The sequence below is a fragment of the Pseudomonas sp. B10 genome (assembly GCF_900156235.1).
Taxonomy (GTDB): domain Bacteria; phylum Pseudomonadota; class Gammaproteobacteria; order Pseudomonadales; family Pseudomonadaceae; genus Aquipseudomonas; species Aquipseudomonas siliginis.
Map to the genome: position 1 here is coordinate 2,169,914 of NZ_LT707063.1, position 15,352 is coordinate 2,185,265.

Here is a 15,352-nt window from a genome sequence, read left to right on the forward strand (position 1 = left end):
CCCACGGGGAAATGCATTCCAATGTGGGAGCGAGCCTGCTCGCGAAGGGGTCAGTCCAGGCGATACATCTCTGTGATCAGAGCGCGCGGATCACATGCTTGATTTCCTGAAACGCCGCCAACCCCCAAGGCCCCAGCTCTCGACCGACGCTGCTCTGCTTGTAACCGCCCCAAGCCGCCTGCGGGAAGATCACCTGCGGTGCATTGATCCACACCAGCCCCGCCTGCAAGGCATTGGCCACGCGATCTGCTGCGGTGGCATCGCGTGTCACTACGCTCGCGACCAGGCCGAACTGGCTGTCGTTGGCCAAGGCAATTGCTTCAGCCTCGCTGCCGAAACTGCGCACACACACCACCGGCCCGAAAATCTCTTCACGCCATAAGGCGCTGTCCAGCGACACATCGGTGAACACCGTCGGTTGCAGGAAATAACCGCGCGGCAAATGCGCCGGACGATTGCCGCCGCACACCAACCTCGCCCCGGCGCTCAAACCGCGATCAATATGCCCAAGCACCCGCTGGTACTGCGCCTGATTGACCAGCGCGCCCATCTCCACGTCCGGATCGAACGGATCGGCCACTCGAATCGCCTCTGCGCGCTTTTGCAGACGCTGAAGAAATTCATCCATCAATTCCTCGGCAACCAGCACCCGACTGGTGGCCGAGCACATTTGCCCAGCGTTGAAGAACGCCCCACCACACGCCAGTTCCACCGCCAGATCCAAATCGGCATCCGCCAGCACCAGCAAGGAAGATTTGCCACCCAGCTCCAGGCTCACACCCTTCACGGTTTCAGCAGCGCGTTGCATCACCTGCACACCCACAGCGTTGCTGCCGGTAAAGGAGATCTTGGCGATGCGAGGATCCGCCGACAACGGCGCGCCTACCGCTAGCCCGGTGCCGCAGACCAGATTGAACACGCCGTCGGGCAACCCGGATGCAGCGATGATCGCGGCCAGTTCCAGCTCCGGCAACGGCGTCACTTCAGAAGGTTTCAGCACCACGCAGCAACCGGCGGCGAGCGCTGGCGCCAGTTTCCACGCGGTGGTGACCATGGGAAAATTCCACGGCACGATCAGCCCGACCACTCCGCACGGCTCGCGCCGCTGGCGCGCACTGAAATCATCGCTGGGCAACGGCACGTTGCTGTCCTGACCGGCGTCGAGGCCTTCGGCGAGTTCGGCGTAATAGTCAAAAGTGGCGATCACGTCATCGACATCGATGGCCGCTTCGAACTGCGGTTTACCGTTATTACTCGACTGCAGGTTCATCAAGTGATCGCGACCGTTGCGCACGCCGTTGGCAATGTTGCGCAGGATCGCAGCGCGTTCGGCACCGGTGGTTGTCGACCAGTGTTTGAACGCCTCGGTCGCCGCGCTGACTGCTTGATCCACGGCGTGTTCGTCACCGCCATTGACGGTGGTCAGCAGCGCTTCGGTAGCGGGGTTGATCACCCGCAGATGTTCGCGGCCTGACGACCATTGGCCATTGATGTAGAGGCCGTCGAGTGTGGTTGGAAAACTCATCATTGGGCCACCGCCTGCATCCACTGGTTCTGGTCGATTTCAATCAGCGTCGGGCCTTGCCGGTCCGTCGCCTCGCGCAGCGCTGCGCGCAATTCGTCGATATTGCTGATGGCTTGCGCGGCGCAACCGAGGCCCTTGGCCACGGCGACGAAGTCCGGGGTGTAGATGTCCACGCCAACCGGTTCGATGGCGCGGTTGACCATGTACTTTTTGATCTCCTCGTAACCCTGGTTATTCCACAGCAGCACGATCACCGGCACCCGTGCTTCGACGGCGCTGGCCAGTTCCGGCAGGGTGAATTGCAAGCCGCCGTCGCCGATCAGGCACACCACTGGCGGTCGCGCGCCGTTATCGAGTTGGCCGCCCAGCCACGCACCAATCGCCGCCGGCAACGCATAGCCAAGCGTGCCGTAACCGGTGGATGCGTTGAACCAGCGGCGTGGACGCTCGGGGTTGAACGTGAGGTTGCCGGTGTATACCGGTTGCGTGGAATCGCCGACGAACACCGCTTCGGGCAATTCGTGCAGCACGGTTTCGAGCAAACGCGTCTGCGCCAGCGTCGGCGCATCCCAGCTCGCCGCCAATTCATCACGCAGACGCGCGGCGCGGACCTGGCCCCAATCATTGCGGCGCTCGGTCAGCGGTTGGTGCGACAAGGCGCTGAGCAATGCTTGCGCGGCGTTGCGCGAATCAGCGACCAGTGCGATGTGCGGCGGGTAGTTGCGCACGGTCTGATCGGCATCGATGTCGATGCGCAGCAGCTTGCCGGGAATCTCGAAGCCGCCGGCGAAAGTGACGTCGTAATCGGTCTCGGCCAGCTCCGTGCCGATCGCCAGCACCACGTCAGCTTCAGCGACCAGTGCGCGGGTGGCGACCAGACTTTGCGTCGAACCGATCAACAACGGATGGCTGGTCGGCAGCATGCCTTTGGCGTTGATGGTCAGCGCCACTGGAGCGTCGAGCAGTTCGGCGAGTCGGGTCAGCTCCGGCGCCGCGTCGATAGCACCGCCGCCGGCGAGAATCAGTGGACGTTGCGCGGTGGCGAGCAGTTCGCTCATGCGGGCCACGGCTGCCGGTGCGGCGCCGGCGCGATCGATATTCACCGGCAGGCTGGCGAGCAATTCATCGGCCCCTTCCACCAGCACGTCCAACGGAATTTCGATGTGCACCGGACGCGGTCGCCCGGCCTGGAACAGCGCGAAAGCGCGAGCAAGCACCACCGGCAGTTCGGCAGCGGACATCAGCGTGTGCGAGAACGCTGCGACGCCGCCGACCAGTGCGCTCTGGTTCGGCAGTTCATGCAACTTGCCGCGCCCACCGCCCAACTGACTGCGCGACTGCACGCTGGAGATCACCAGCATTGGAATCGAATCGGCGTAAGCCTGGCCCATGGCCGTGGTGATATTGGTCATGCCCGGGCCGGTGATGATGAAACACACACCGGGTTTGCCGCTGGTACGCGCATAGCCGTCAGCCATGAACCCGGCGCCCTGTTCATGACGAGGCGTGACGTGGTTGATGCTTGAGCGGGCAAGGCCTCGGTACAGCTCAACGGTATGCACACCGGGAATGCCGAACACCTGCTCGACCCCGTAATTCTCCAATAGCTTGACCAGTACTTCGCCGCACGTTGCCATGTTGATTGCCCTTTCATTCACTGAACACTCCCTGTGGGAGCGAGCCTGCTCGCGAATAAGCGGTCCAGCCAACATCCGTGTCGAACCTTGAACCATCTTCGCGAGCAGGCTCGCTCCCACAGGGTCCGTGGAGTGCCCATTGGAACGGTGCGCAACTGGCAGCAACAATCGATTAAAAGTCATACTAGCCATGTCCCCACGTCATACCTCGGATCGCCATGAAACGCCTGCCACCCCTGCCCGCTCTGCATACGTTCTGGATCACCGCGCAATGCTGCAATTTCACTCGCGCCGCCGAGCAGTTGCACATCACTCAGGGCGCGGTGAGCCGGCAGATCGCCGGGCTCGAAGAACAGCTCGGTTATCCGTTGTTCATTCGTCTGGCCCGAGGTCTGGCGCTGACGGCCGAAGGCCGCGAATGGCTGCCGAAAGTGGAAAAAATCTTCGGGCTGATCAGTGAAGCGACCGAGCAGATAGGTCAGACGCGGCAAACCTTGCAACTCAAGGCACCGAGCTGCGTGATGCGCTGGCTGCTGCCGCGTCTGCTGCAATGGCAGAAGGAACGCCCGGACGTGCCGGTCAAATTGACGGCGTCGCTGCAACACGGTGTGGATTTCCAGCGCGAGCAATTCGACGCCGCCGTGATCTACGGCCCGCCGCCGGACAATTCGCCAGGCGCGCTGCATCTGTTCGACGAGCAACTGACACCGGTCTGCTCGCCGCAACTGCTCAAGGGCTCGCCCGCGCTGAATTCACCGCAGGATTTGCAAGAGCATCTGTTATTGCACCCGACCCACGACATTCAGGACTGGTCGGTATGGCTCGATGCAGCGGGATTGCGATTGGGCAACCTTGGCAGCGGGCAGCATTTCGAAACGCTGGATCAGGCTATGTCGATGGCCTCGCACGGCACGGGGGTGGCGATCGGGGACTGGTCGCTGATTGGTGATGATCTGGACGCCGGGCGGCTGGTGATGCCGTTTGCGTTGAAGGTGAAGACGGGGTTGGCGTATTACGTGGTGGTGCCGCAGGGCGCGGAACCTTGCGCGCCTCTTCAGCAATTGATGGACTGGTTAGTCGAACAGGCCTGGTCTCGCTGAAAATCTGCACTCACCTGTGGGAGCGAGCCTGCTCGCGAATGCGGTCGTTCTTGAGCATGAATATTGACTGATATGCCGCCTTCGCGAGCAGGCTCGCTCCCACATTGAAACTTTGCCCGGCCTTAGTAACCGACGGTATAGCGCTGGCGCAAATGCTTCGGCGTTTCCACTTCGTCGATCAGTGCAATCGCGTAATCGGCAAAGGTGATCCAGCTGCGTCCTTCGGCACTGACCAACAGATGATCCTTGCCGACGCGATACTGGCCGCTGCGTTCACCCTCGACAAACTCCGCCGACGGCGACAAAAAGGTCCAGTCCAGTTCCTGCTCCTGACGCAGCGCATCAAGAAACTCAGCACCTGCGCTCGCCTCGGCTTTGTATTCGGCCGGGAAACCGGCACTGTCGATCACCCGCGTGTCATCCGGCAGCAACAGCGAACCGGCGCCGCCGACCACCAGCAAGCGCTTCACGCCCGCCTGCTTCACCGGTCCGACAATCGCCGAGGCCGGGACGGTGGCGAAATGCGCTGCGCTGATCACTGCGTCGTGACAGGCCACCGCCGCTTGCAGCGCCGCCGAATCCAGTACGTCGAGGCTCTTGCTGACGACACCGGCACGGCTGCCGATCTTCGAGGTATCGCGGGCAATGGCGGTGACGCTGTGGCCGCGACGCAGGGCTTCTTCCAGCAGTTGGCTACCGGCACGGCCGGTGGCGCCAATGATTGCGATCTTGCTCATGACATTCTCCAGTTGGCTTGAAAATGCTGCGTGTTCAGGTTCGGCTTACCACTGCATCTCGCCCTTGGCGACTTTTGCGCTGAGTTCCAGTGAGCTTTCCTCGCCGAGTTGCGGGTAGCGCTTTTTCATCGCTGCGATCAGTGCAGCGGAGTCTTTGGCCTTGGCGGTTTCGGCATCGAAGGCCTTGATGTAATCGGCGGTGAATTTCACGCTGGCCAGCGAGCGGCTGCTGTCACCCAGGTAATGGCCGGGCACCACGGTTTGCGGTTTCAGGCTTTCGATGGTGTGCAGGGTGTGCAGCCAGTCGGCGTGGGATTGCGCGGTCTGGGTGTCGGCCATCCACACATGAATGTTCTCGGCGACCACTACGCCACCGACCACTGCTTTGAGCGACGGGATCCATACGAAGCTGCGATCCGGTTGCTTGCCGTCGAGGCCGATCACCTGCAATTGCTTGCCTTCGAGGGTCAGGCTGTCGCCCTTGAGCACGTCCGGGACGATGGTTTTCGCCGGCACATCGGCGCCCATTTTCGGCCCCCAATACGCCAGTTTGCCGTCGACGGTGTGCTTGATGTGATCGACAGTCGGCTGCGAAGCCAGCACTTTCGCCTGCGGGAATGCCTTGGTCAGGGTGTCGAGGCCAAAGTAGTAATCCGGGTCACCGTGGCTGATGTAGATGGTGGTCAATTGCTTGCCGCTGGCGCGGATCTTTTCCACGACCTGCTCAGCCTGGGATTTGCCGAACTGCGCGTCGACCAGAATCGCTTCTTTCTCACCGCTGACCAGCACCGAGCTGACCGGGAAAATCGCCTGGGTGCCCGGGTTGTAGACATCGAGGCTCAGCTCGGCAGCGGATGCATGGGCGGCAAAGCCGAAAAATGCTGCGGCGAGCAGAACGCGTTTGAAGGGGGTGAAGCCGATCATTTGTTGCTCCGGATTACGAATGCCAGTCTGGCGATGCAACAGAGCTTAGTTGCCAGACTCAGTACAAAAAATGCGATGCTTGGACATAGTTTGTTTCTGAAAGCGGGCAAATCATGGATCGGCTTCAAGCAATGCGGGTATTCGTCACGGTAGTGGACCTCGGCAGTCAGTCGGCGGCGGCTGACCACCTCGACCTGTCGCGGCCGGTGGTGTCGCGCTATCTGGCGGAGCTGGAAGACTGGGTCGGCGCGCGGCTGATGCACCGCACCACGCGCAAATTGAGCCTGACCGCCGCCGGCAGCGAAATCCTCCCGCGCTGCCGGCAGATGATCGACCTGTCGCACGACATGCAGGCCGCCGTCAGCGAACCCCATGACGAGCCGCGCGGATTGCTGCGGATCAGCGTCAGCACCTCGTTTGGCCAGGCGCAACTGGCCGATGCGATGGCGGCATACGTCAAGCTTTACCCAGGCGTGAGCATCGATCTGCAGATGCTCGACCGTACGGTGAATCTGGTCGATGAGCGCATCGATCTGGCGATTCGCACCAGCAACGATCTCGATCCGAACCTGATCGCCCGGCGCCTGACCGTGTGCCGCTCGGTGGTCTGCGCAGCGCCGGCTTATCTGCTTGAGCATCCGGCGCCGCAGACGGTTGAGGATTTGAGCCGACATAACTGCCTGACCCATTCCTATTTCGGCAAAAGCCTGTGGCATTTCGAGGAGGATGGCGAACCGGTTTCGGTACCGGTGCAGGGCAATATCAGCGCCAACGAGGCCAGCACCCTTCTGCGCGCAACCCTCGCCGGCGCGGGCGTGGCGATGCTGCCGACCTACCAGGCTGGGGTGCATATTCACAACGGCGAACTGCTGCGTTTGCTGCCACACGCAGAACCGCGCCAGATGAATATCTACGCGGTGTACGCCTCCCGCAAACACATGCCGGCGGCACTGCGCAGCATGCTCGACTTTCTGGTTCAGCGTTTTCCCGAAAATCCCGCGTGGGATGAAGCTGCGAGCCTCAAGCCACAAGCGCCAAGCTGACCGCGTCGTGACAGCTTGCCGCTTGCCGCTTAAAGCTTGCAGCTGCGCCTGCCTGACCTATGCTCAAAGTAATACCGCAAGGTAGACGTTCAGAGGTAGAACACCATGAACATCAAAACAAAAAGATACGCCGCCATCTTCATCACCTGCGCCGCCACGCTGGCGCTGTACGGCACCGCTGCCTGGCGGGTCGAGCAGTTGCGCCAGCTGCCGCGTGAGTATGCGAGCTGCAACTATGAGCGGTGTATTCCGCACAATGCCACGCTGAACGCATTGCGCTGATAGACCTGCGCTGGACTGCAACTGCTGTGGGAGCAAGCCTGCTCGCGAATGCGCTGTGTCAGCCAGCATCGTTGCTGAATGAAAGAGCGTATTCGCGAGCAGGCTCGCTCCCACAGGGCTCATCAGCGCATCAGGATTGTTGCTCGGCCTTCAAGCGGTCGCGGAACGCCTTTGGCGAAATTCCCACGCGGCGGCGGAACAGCCGGGTGAAGTTGGTCGGATCGGAAAAACCCAACAACTCCGACATCTCATAAATTGTCATGCTGGTGTAGGTCAGCAGGCGCTTGGCTTCCAGCAACTGACGCTCGTGCATGATCTGCAACGCCGGTTGCCCGGCCAGTTCACGGCAGGTGCCGTTGAGGTGCGACACGGAGATGCCCAGGCGATGGGCGAGGTCTTCGACCTTGACGTGCTGGCGGTAAGTCTCTTCCACCAACTGAATGAAACCGTTGAGGTATTCGCGCTGGCGTTGCGGCCGTTGGCTGGCCTTGTGCCGAACGATCGCCTGGCGGCTGACCCAGACCATGATCACGCTGACCAGCGAATGCATGAGCATTTCCCGCGCCGGTTGATGGCCGTTGTACTCGGCCTGCAACGCTGAAAACAGGCTGTTGAGATAATCGCCATCCTTGCCGGCCGGGTAGTTTTCCGCCCGGGCCAGCGCGTGTACCGAATCGCCCAGTTGCGCCTGCAAATGGTTGATCAGCGGCGTGGCCAAGGTGACGATGAAGCCTTCAACATCCTCGGAAAAACGAAAGCCGTGCACCGATAACGGTGGCAGCACCTGAATCGCTGGCGTCTCGAGTTGCGTGCGCTGGCCTTCGATTTCGAGCTCTGCCTGACCTTTGAAAACGAACAGCAGCTGGCACAGATCCGCGTGGCGGTGAGGTTTGATTTCCCATTGATGTTCGCGACTGCGCGAGGAAATGGTTTCACAGTGCAGCAAGTCCGGGGTCGGCCAGTCCAGGCTTTCACCGTAGAGCTTGAACACCGGAATAGAAGGCAGGGCAGGCTTGTTCATACTTCAATCCAGGCCTCTGGTTTTTGGGCGATAATCGCACCGATTGGCAGAATGTACAGGTATCGGCTCAGTTTTCACCTTCAATTGACAGACCCGCAAGGGAAAAATGCAAGCACTCGATCCATAAAATCATTCACCGGCTGTTGCTGCGTGAAGCTTGCGAGTCATAAAAACAATGAAAACCCTGAAAACCCAAGTCGCCATTATCGGCGCCGGTCCTTCCGGACTGCTCCTTGGCCAGTTGCTGCACAACGCTGGCATCGAAACCCTGATCCTCGAACGCCAGACGCCTGATTACATTCTTGGGCGCATCCGTGCCGGTGTGCTTGAACAAGGCATGGTAGAGCTGCTGCGTGAGGCCGGCGTCGGTCAGCGAATGGATGCCGAAGGTCTGGTTCATGGCGGCTTCGATCTGGCGCTGGACGGGCGTCAGGTGCACATCGATCTGCACGCTCTGACCGGCGGTAAAACAGTAATGGTCTACGGTCAGACCGAGGTCACCCGCGACCTGATGGCCGCTCGTCGGGACGCGGGGGCGCCGACAATTTATCAGGCGAGCAATGTCGTTCCCCACGGCATGAAAAGCGACGAAGCTTTCGTCACCTTCGAAAAGGACGGTGAAAGCTGGCGCGTCGATTGCGATTACATCGCCGGTTGCGATGGTTTCCATGGCGTCGCGCGGCAGTCGATTCCGGCCGATTGCCTGAAGATTTTCGAGCGAGTCTACCCGTTCGGCTGGCTGGGCATTCTCGCCGACACACCGCCGGTCCACGACGAATTGGTCTACGCCCGCCATGAGCGCGGCTTCGCTTTGTGCAGCATGCGTTCGGCCACCCGCACCCGCTATTACCTGCAAGTGCCGGCGGATGAAAACGTCGATGACTGGAGCGATCAGCGTTTCTGGGATGAACTGAAAAAACGCCTGCCGGATGCTCTCGCGGAAAAACTGGTGACCGGTCCTTCGATCGAAAAAAGCATCGCGCCGCTGCGCAGTTTTGTCGTCGAGCCAATGCAGTATGGGCGCATGTTTCTCGTTGGCGACGCTGCCCATATCGTCCCGCCCACTGGCGCCAAGGGCTTGAACCTGGCCGCCAGCGATGTCAGCACGTTGTTCAATATTCTGCTGAAGGTCTATCGCGAAAATCGCACTGATCTGCTGGAAAAATACTCGGAGATCTGCCTGCGCCGAGTATGGAAAGCCGAACGGTTTTCCTGGTGGATGACGTCGATGCTGCATCGCTTCGACGATCACGATGAGTTCAGCCAGCGCATCAGCGCTTCGGAACTGGACTATTTTGTCAGCTCGCAAGCCGGGCAAAAAACCATTGCAGAAAATTACGTCGGGCTTCCGTACGAGGCTATCGAATAGCCTGCTATCGACTTACACTGGCGAGCACTTACCCGCTCGCCTTGTCCATGCGGGTCAATCACTGCCCGCAGGTTTTCCGTGACCACTCTCAATCAGCCTGAAACGCCCAAACCGGCCATTCGCAGCGTGCTGGTCGCCTTGATGATGGCGATCTTCCTCGGAGCGCTGGACCAGACCATCGTCGCCGTGTCGATGCCGGCGATCTCTGCGCAATTCAAGGACGTCAGCCTGCTGGCCTGGGTGATTTCCGGCTACATGGTGGCGATGACCGTGGCGGTGCCGATCTACGGCAAGCTCGGCGACCTGTACGGGCGGCGCAAACTGATGCTGTTCGGCATGGGCCTGTTCACCCTCGCCTCGCTGTTCTGCGGCATGGCGCAGAGCATGGAACAACTGGTGCTGGCGCGGATCCTTCAGGGCATCGGCGCCGGCGGCATGATCTCGGTGAGTCAGGCGATCATCGGCGACATCGTCCCGCCACGTGAACGCGGGCGCTATCAGGGTTACTTCAGCAGCATGTACGCCGTGGCCAGCGTCGCCGGCCCGGTGCTTGGCGGCTACATGACCGAATACCTGTCGTGGCGCTGGGTGTTTCTGATCAACCTGCCACTGGGGCTTGGCGCGTGGTGGGTGGCACGGCGCAACCTGCGCGGCTTGCCGATTCCGCAGCGCAAACCGGTGATCGATTACCTCGGCACGGTGCTGATGATCATTGGTCTCACGGCGTTGCTGCTCGGCATCACTGAAGTCGGCCAGGGCCATTCATGGCGCAGCAGCGAAGTGCTCGGCCTGTTCGCTTGTGCCGTGGTGGTATTGGCGCTGTTCGTCTGGCGTGAACGCCGGGCGCGCGAGCCGTTGCTGCCGATGCACCTGTTCGCCAACCGCAATGCCCTGTTGTGCTGGTGCACGATCTTCTTCACCAGTTTCCAGGCCATCTCGCTGATCGTGCTGATGCCGCTGCGCTTTCAAAGCGTCACCGGCGCTGGCGCTGACAGCGCGGCGTTGCACTTGCTGCCAATGGCGATGGGCTTGCCGATCGGTGCCTATTTCGCCGGCCGCCGCACCTCGATCACCGGACGCTACAAACCGCAGATTCTCACCGGGGCGATCCTCATGCCGATCTCGATTCTCGGCATGGCGTTCAGTCCGCCACAAGCAACGCTGCTCAGCGGTCTGTTCATGCTGCTCAGCGGCATCGCCGGCGGCATGCAGTTCCCGACCTCGCTGGTCGGCACGCAAAACTCGGTGGAACAACGCGACATCGGCGTCGCCACCAGCACCACCAACCTGTTCCGCTCACTGGGCGGCGCGGTGGGCGTGGCGTTGATGTCGGCGCTGCTGCTGGCGTTGCTGCACGATTCCAGTTTCGCCCATCTGGCGAACAGTTCGCTGATCAGCGAGGGGCATTCGGGCAACGTCCTGCTCGATGGCCTGAACGCAGCACCCGGCGAAGCGCAGAACGCTTTGCGCGCGGAGCTGCTGGTGACCTTCCGCCACTTGCTCTGGGTCAGCACGGCAGTGTCGTTGCTGGGGCTGGCAGCGGCGATTGCCATGCCGAACAACCTGCTGCGCGGACGGGAGCACGGCGCGAAATGAGCCTTTTGCGCTGATCGTTCCCACGCTCTGCGTGGGAATGCCTCAACGGACGCTCTGCGTTCGGCCTTGAATGGGACGCAGAGCGTCCCGGGCTGCATTCCCACGCGGAGCGTGGGAACGATCATCGCGCGCTCAAGGGCTGTAGTAACCCACCGCGACGAGGAAATGCCCGACCTTTTTCAGGTACGCATGCTTGTCCTCGATCTTGCCGGTTACCGGGTTTTTCCAGCGGTATTCGTATTCGCCTTCATCCTGCTTGCCGATCAGCGCCAGAATCGGCTCACCCACCGGTTTGCCTTCCGGGTCCTTGACCTTGCCGAAATCAGTGTTGATCAAGCGCAGATTGGTACCGTGGGCGACATACCGCTGGTTGTTCAGATCGACCACGAAGACATACAGGTCATCCTGCAGATATCCGCCCTTGAGCGAGTTGATCGCAACCAGCGTGCCCTTCTCGTCCTTGCTCAGATCCGTCGCGGCCTTGTCCAGCAGGGCCTTGGCCTGCTCAGCCGAGGCCCGTGGCAGGTAGTAACCCACCGCGAGAATCCGCTGCCCGACGCGCTGATAGAACACATGCTTGCGCTCGACCTTGCCGTCGGCCCAGTTCTGCCAGCGGTATTCGGCCTGCTGGATGCCATTGCCTTCCGGCACTTTCAGCGCATCCTTGAACGCCTTCTGCAGATCCGGCCCGAGAACTTCGCTGACATCACGGCCGATCAGCGCCGATGACGGCCCGCCACTGGCAAGCATGACGCCTTTGGTGTCGAGGACGAACACGTAGCGATCCTTGTCGACGAACTCACCCTGGCGGCTGAACGCGGCGAACGCCTTGTCGCCATTGTCGTGGTAGTAGGCCAAGGCTTTTTCCAGCAAGGCGATGGCGGCCTGACTGTCATCCTTGGTGGCGGTGGCGGCGCTGGCCTGGCCGAAGCCGGCCAACAACATCAGGCCGAGCCAGGCCACTTTATGCAAAAACCCCATAGCGCATCCCTCGTTCTTTTTGGTGTTTCAAGAGCGTAGACGGCTTGGGCTGATGTACGAGTATTCAGAATGATGCAGGGGATTACAGGCCCCTGTGGTGAGGGACAAAGCCCTCCAGGCAACAGATCAGTCGCTACGGGCGGGAATTGATCTGCTGTTGCAGGTTTTGGATCTGCGCCTGCAAGGTATTGAGGTTGCGGGTCATCTGCGCGCGGAACGCATCGAACTCGGCGGTATTGCCGCCACCCTGCGGCGCTGCCGGGCGGTTGTCCTGCTGACTTTTCAGCACCACGATGTCCTGCTCCAGACGATCGATCGCCGCGCTCGGGTTGCCCTGTTTCTTCAGCGCGGCGATATCGGCACCGAGACTTTTGAACTGGGCGTCGAAGGCTTTCAACTGCGCATCGACCTTGCTGGTATCGGCCGGGGTGCTTTTGATGGTCGCCAACTCGGCGCTCAAGGCTTTGACCTGAGCCTGCAACTGCGTATTGGCGTTCTGTTGTTCGGTGGTCTGCGCGGTCATCTGCGCCAGACGCTTGTCCAGTTCACTGGCCTGCCCGGCCACGCCTTGCTGCTGCTTGCTCTGGTCGAGCAGCTTGCCTTCGAGTTGCTTGATCTGCAGCTTCAGCGCTTCGCTGTCACTGCTGACGTTGCTCTGGCTGGCGACGACCTTGCCGGAAATATCCTGCAGGCGCCCCGCCGCTTCTTCGCTGATGCGGGCGAAGCTTTCCTGGGTGGCGACCAGTTGCTGTTCCATCAGCGAGATCTGCTGGAAGCTCCACCAGGCCAGACCGATGAAGGCAAAAAACAACGCGCCGACCAGCGCCCACAGCGGCCCGGTGCTGGCGGCCTTGACCTTGACCACTGGCGCGCTGCGCGAATGCACGGAAGTACGAGGGCCGGGCGCGATGTCATCGTCATCGAACGGGTCGGCGCGCAGGCTTGGCACGTTGTCGAAATCGTCGTCGTGGGCATCGTTTCGCATGGACATTGAGGCAACCTTTGGCAAACGCGGTGATGGCTAAATGCTGCGAAGTATAACCGCCGCAGCCGCAGGCATTGACCCTCAACCCGCAAGGCGGTTCATTGCCGCCCGGCCGAATCGTTTCAACGGATGTCCTGGGCTTTCCACCACGCACAGAACTCATCGAGGGCCGCCCACAGGCTGACTTTCGGATCGTAGTCGAGATAATGCCGGGCGCGGCTGATGTCGAGGGTGAAATTTTTCTTCATGACCTGCATGCCCAGACGCGACAGGGTCGGCTCCGGGCGTCCCGGCCAGAGCATGCACGCGCCTTCGTTGAGCGCCGCGACGCTGTACGCGAGACCGTAGGAGCGATATTTGCGCACCTGATCGACGTCCATCCGCCGCATCACGTAATTGACCACATCCCACAGCGGCACCGGCGTGCCGTTGCTGATGTTGTAGGCCTTGCCCAGCGCCGAACCTTGCGCCAACAGGCTGCTGAGCATGGCTTCGTTGAGGTTTTGCACGCTGGTGAAATCGACCTTGTTCAAGCCGTTGCCGATGATCGCCAGCCGGCCCTTGCATTGCATCTTCAGCAGGCGCGGGAAGATGCTCATGTCACCGGCACCGGTGACGAAACGCGGGCGCAGGGCGATGGTTTCCAGACCGAATTCCTGCGCGCCGAAGACCTTCTGCTCGGCCAGATATTTGGTCGCGGCGTAGGAATGCTTGAAGCGTTTGGGCACTTGCTCTTCCGTCAGGCCGAGATGGTCGCGGCCATCGAAATAGATCGACGGCGACGACAGATGCACCAGCCGCCGCACCCTCTGCTTGAGGCACGCTTCGACGACGTTTTCGGTGACTTCGACGTTGCCCTGATGAAAGTCCTGATAACGCCCCCACACACCGACAGCACCGGCGCAATGCACCACGGCTTCGACATCGTTGCACAGGTCGTGCACCAGATCGGCGTCGGTCAGATCGCCCGGCACGAACTCCGCGCCCCGGCGCACCAGATGCTCGACGCTCTCGGCCCGGCGACCGTTGACCCGCACTTCAAGGCCCTGCTCCAGGGCGAAACGCGCAAAGCGCCCGCCAATAAAGCCGCTGGCGCCGGTAACCAAAATCTTCATCAAAAACTCCAGGGAAGCAGCTGCAAGCTTCGAGCTTTCAGCTGCAAGTTGAAACGGTGCGTGTTCTTGCAGCTTGACGCTTGCAGCTGCGTTCAAGCCACTAGCCATTGCTTTGAGGAGCGCAGCAGTTGTTCGGTAAGCAGGTTCAGCAACTGGCCGCCATTGCGCCAATGATGCCAGTACAGCGGCACGTCGATCGGTTTATCTGGCAGCAATTCGCGCAGCACCCCGCGTTGCAACTGTTCGCGCACTTGCAGTTCCGGCACCAGCCCCCAACCCAGACCGGCTTCGGTCAGACGAATGAAGCCTTCGGAGGACGGGCATAAATGGTGCTCGAACGCGCCGTCGACGCCCAACAACGCCAGATAGCGATGCTGGAGAAAATCGTCCGGGCCGAACACCAGCGCCGGGGTGCGCGGCAGCTGTTCGGCGCGCACGCCATCGGGAAAATGCCGAGCGATGAAGGCCGGACTGGCCAGGGCGCGATAGCGCATGGCGCCGAGCAACACGCTGCGGGCTCCCGCCACCGGCCGCTCGCTGGCACACAGGCATGCGGCCACTTCACCGGCACGCATGCGCTTGAGGCCAACGGTCTGGTCTTCGACGATCAGGTCGAGCAACAAATGCTGCTCGGCGCAGAAATCGCCGACGGCCTCGGCCCACCATGTGGCGAGGCTGTCGGCATTGAGGGCGATGCGCAGGCGATCGGGCAAGCCTTCTTCGTCGAGCGCCGGCACCACTGATTGCAAGTCGCGCTCGAGCAGACGCACCTGCTGCACATGGTTGAGCAAGCGTCGGCCGATCTCGGTCGGCGATGGCGGTGTTTCGCGCACCAGCACTGGCTGGCCGACCCGCGCTTCAAGCAATTTGATGCGCTGGGAGATCGCCGACTGCGACAGGCCGAGCACCTGTGCGGCGCGATCGAATCCGGCCTGCTCGACCACAGCGGCGAGCGCGGAAAGCAATTTATAGTCGAACATCAGTTTTCCTAATGGGCGATCAGCACTATTGGTTTTTCTTATACAGCGTCACACCGG

14 protein-coding genes are annotated in these 15,352 nt (G+C 61.2%); 5 read left to right on the forward strand and 9 right to left on the reverse strand.

The annotated features are described in order from the left end of the window. Nucleotides 1-76: 76 nt before the first annotated feature. Both BXA01_RS09660 and BXA01_RS09665 read right to left on the reverse strand, forming a co-directional pair. Nucleotides 77-1,525, reverse strand: coding sequence for an aldehyde dehydrogenase family protein (locus BXA01_RS09660; RefSeq protein WP_076567697.1), 1,449 nt, complete (start codon nucleotides 1,523-1,525; stop codon nucleotides 77-79). Next, nucleotides 1,525-3,162, reverse strand: a complete 1,638-nt coding sequence (locus tag BXA01_RS09665; RefSeq protein WP_076563980.1) for a 5-guanidino-2-oxopentanoate decarboxylase — start codon at nucleotides 3,160-3,162, stop codon at nucleotides 1,525-1,527. Before BXA01_RS09665 ends, BXA01_RS09660 begins: the two co-directional genes overlap by 1 nt. Before the next feature lie 218 nt (nucleotides 3,163-3,380). Between BXA01_RS09665 and BXA01_RS09670 the strand changes: the two genes are divergently transcribed. Beyond that, complete coding sequence (locus BXA01_RS09670; protein WP_076563981.1) at nucleotides 3,381-4,262, forward strand: LysR substrate-binding domain-containing protein; 882 nt, start codon at nucleotides 3,381-3,383, stop codon at nucleotides 4,260-4,262. Nucleotides 4,263-4,384: 122 nt separating this feature from the next. On the opposite strand, the gene BXA01_RS09675 is transcribed toward BXA01_RS09670, so the two are convergent. Together BXA01_RS09675 and BXA01_RS09680 are read right to left on the reverse strand one after the other, a co-directional pair. Then, nucleotides 4,385-4,999, reverse strand: coding sequence for an NAD(P)-dependent oxidoreductase (locus BXA01_RS09675; RefSeq protein ID WP_076563982.1), 615 nt, complete (start codon nucleotides 4,997-4,999; stop codon nucleotides 4,385-4,387). A 45-nt stretch (nucleotides 5,000-5,044) separates the two neighbouring features. After that, nucleotides 5,045-5,923: an MBL fold metallo-hydrolase gene (locus BXA01_RS09680; RefSeq protein ID WP_056789950.1), complete on the reverse strand. Its 879-nt coding sequence runs from the start codon at nucleotides 5,921-5,923 to the stop codon at nucleotides 5,045-5,047. A 113-nt stretch (nucleotides 5,924-6,036) separates the two neighbouring features. Here BXA01_RS09680 and BXA01_RS09685 point away from each other — a divergent pair, with 113 nt between their 5' ends. Both BXA01_RS09685 and BXA01_RS27110 read left to right on the forward strand, forming a co-directional pair. Continuing rightward, nucleotides 6,037-6,966 (forward strand): LysR family transcriptional regulator, encoded by a 930-nt coding sequence (locus tag BXA01_RS09685; RefSeq protein WP_231991022.1) that lies wholly within the window; start codon nucleotides 6,037-6,039, stop codon nucleotides 6,964-6,966. A 105-nt stretch (nucleotides 6,967-7,071) separates the two neighbouring features. Beyond that, nucleotides 7,072-7,248, forward strand: a complete 177-nt coding sequence (locus BXA01_RS27110) for a hypothetical protein (protein WP_016773438.1) — start codon at nucleotides 7,072-7,074, stop codon at nucleotides 7,246-7,248. A 130-nt stretch (nucleotides 7,249-7,378) separates the two neighbouring features. Here the strand turns inward: BXA01_RS27110 and BXA01_RS09690 are convergent, their stop codons facing one another. Beyond that, on the reverse strand, nucleotides 7,379-8,269 hold the full coding sequence (locus BXA01_RS09690) for a helix-turn-helix domain-containing protein (RefSeq protein WP_024014136.1): 891 nt from the start codon (nucleotides 8,267-8,269) through the stop codon (nucleotides 7,379-7,381). Between the two features lie 175 nt (nucleotides 8,270-8,444). Here BXA01_RS09690 and pobA point away from each other — a divergent pair, with 175 nt between their 5' ends. Then, nucleotides 8,445-9,638: a 4-hydroxybenzoate 3-monooxygenase gene (gene pobA, locus BXA01_RS09695; RefSeq protein WP_076563984.1), complete on the forward strand. Its 1,194-nt coding sequence runs from the start codon at nucleotides 8,445-8,447 to the stop codon at nucleotides 9,636-9,638. Between the two features lie 78 nt (nucleotides 9,639-9,716). Continuing rightward, nucleotides 9,717-11,234, forward strand: coding sequence for an MDR family MFS transporter (locus BXA01_RS09700; protein ID WP_076563985.1), 1,518 nt, complete (start codon nucleotides 9,717-9,719; stop codon nucleotides 11,232-11,234). A 132-nt stretch (nucleotides 11,235-11,366) separates the two neighbouring features. On the opposite strand, the gene BXA01_RS09705 is transcribed toward BXA01_RS09700, so the two are convergent. From BXA01_RS09705 to BXA01_RS09720, 4 genes are all read right to left on the reverse strand, one after another. Continuing rightward, on the reverse strand, nucleotides 11,367-12,215 hold the full coding sequence (locus tag BXA01_RS09705; protein WP_076563986.1) for a cache domain-containing protein: 849 nt from the start codon (nucleotides 12,213-12,215) through the stop codon (nucleotides 11,367-11,369). Between the two features lie 133 nt (nucleotides 12,216-12,348). Continuing rightward, nucleotides 12,349-13,206, reverse strand: coding sequence for an ATPase (locus tag BXA01_RS09710; protein WP_076563987.1), 858 nt, complete (start codon nucleotides 13,204-13,206; stop codon nucleotides 12,349-12,351). 116 nt (nucleotides 13,207-13,322) lie between these two features. Further along, nucleotides 13,323-14,315: an NAD-dependent epimerase/dehydratase family protein gene (locus BXA01_RS09715; RefSeq protein ID WP_076563988.1), complete on the reverse strand. Its 993-nt coding sequence runs from the start codon at nucleotides 14,313-14,315 to the stop codon at nucleotides 13,323-13,325. Between the two features lie 92 nt (nucleotides 14,316-14,407). Further along, nucleotides 14,408-15,295, reverse strand: a complete 888-nt coding sequence (locus tag BXA01_RS09720; protein ID WP_076563989.1) for a LysR family transcriptional regulator ArgP — start codon at nucleotides 15,293-15,295, stop codon at nucleotides 14,408-14,410. Nucleotides 15,296-15,352: the final 57 nt, after the last annotated feature.

What these genes read in the sequence shown, in the direction of transcription:
- BXA01_RS09680 (WP_056789950.1), bottom strand. Translation starts at nt 5,923, where the DNA reads ATGATCGGCTTCACCCCCTTCAAACGCGTTCTGCTCGCCGCAGCATTT.
- BXA01_RS09665 (WP_076563980.1), bottom strand. Translation starts at nt 3,162, where the DNA reads ATGGCAACGTGCGGCGAAGTACTGGTCAAGCTATTGGAGAATTACGGG.
- BXA01_RS09705 (WP_076563986.1), bottom strand. Translation starts at nt 12,215, where the DNA reads ATGGGGTTTTTGCATAAAGTGGCCTGGCTCGGCCTGATGTTGTTGGCC.
- BXA01_RS09670 (WP_076563981.1), top strand. Translation starts at nt 3,381, where the DNA reads ATGAAACGCCTGCCACCCCTGCCCGCTCTGCATACGTTCTGGATCACC.
- BXA01_RS09685 (WP_231991022.1), top strand. Translation starts at nt 6,037, where the DNA reads ATGGATCGGCTTCAAGCAATGCGGGTATTCGTCACGGTAGTGGACCTC.
- BXA01_RS09675 (WP_076563982.1), bottom strand. Translation starts at nt 4,999, where the DNA reads ATGAGCAAGATCGCAATCATTGGCGCCACCGGCCGTGCCGGTAGCCAA.
- BXA01_RS09710 (WP_076563987.1), bottom strand. Translation starts at nt 13,206, where the DNA reads ATGTCCATGCGAAACGATGCCCACGACGACGATTTCGACAACGTGCCA.
- pobA (WP_076563984.1), top strand. Translation starts at nt 8,445, where the DNA reads ATGAAAACCCTGAAAACCCAAGTCGCCATTATCGGCGCCGGTCCTTCC.
- BXA01_RS09715 (WP_076563988.1), bottom strand. Translation starts at nt 14,315, where the DNA reads ATGAAGATTTTGGTTACCGGCGCCAGCGGCTTTATTGGCGGGCGCTTT.
- BXA01_RS09660 (WP_076567697.1), bottom strand. Translation starts at nt 1,525, where the DNA reads ATGAGTTTTCCAACCACACTCGACGGCCTCTACATCAATGGCCAATGG.
- BXA01_RS09720 (WP_076563989.1), bottom strand. Translation starts at nt 15,295, where the DNA reads ATGTTCGACTATAAATTGCTTTCCGCGCTCGCCGCTGTGGTCGAGCAG.
- BXA01_RS09690 (WP_024014136.1), bottom strand. Translation starts at nt 8,269, where the DNA reads ATGAACAAGCCTGCCCTGCCTTCTATTCCGGTGTTCAAGCTCTACGGT.
- BXA01_RS27110 (WP_016773438.1), top strand. Translation starts at nt 7,072, where the DNA reads ATGAACATCAAAACAAAAAGATACGCCGCCATCTTCATCACCTGCGCC.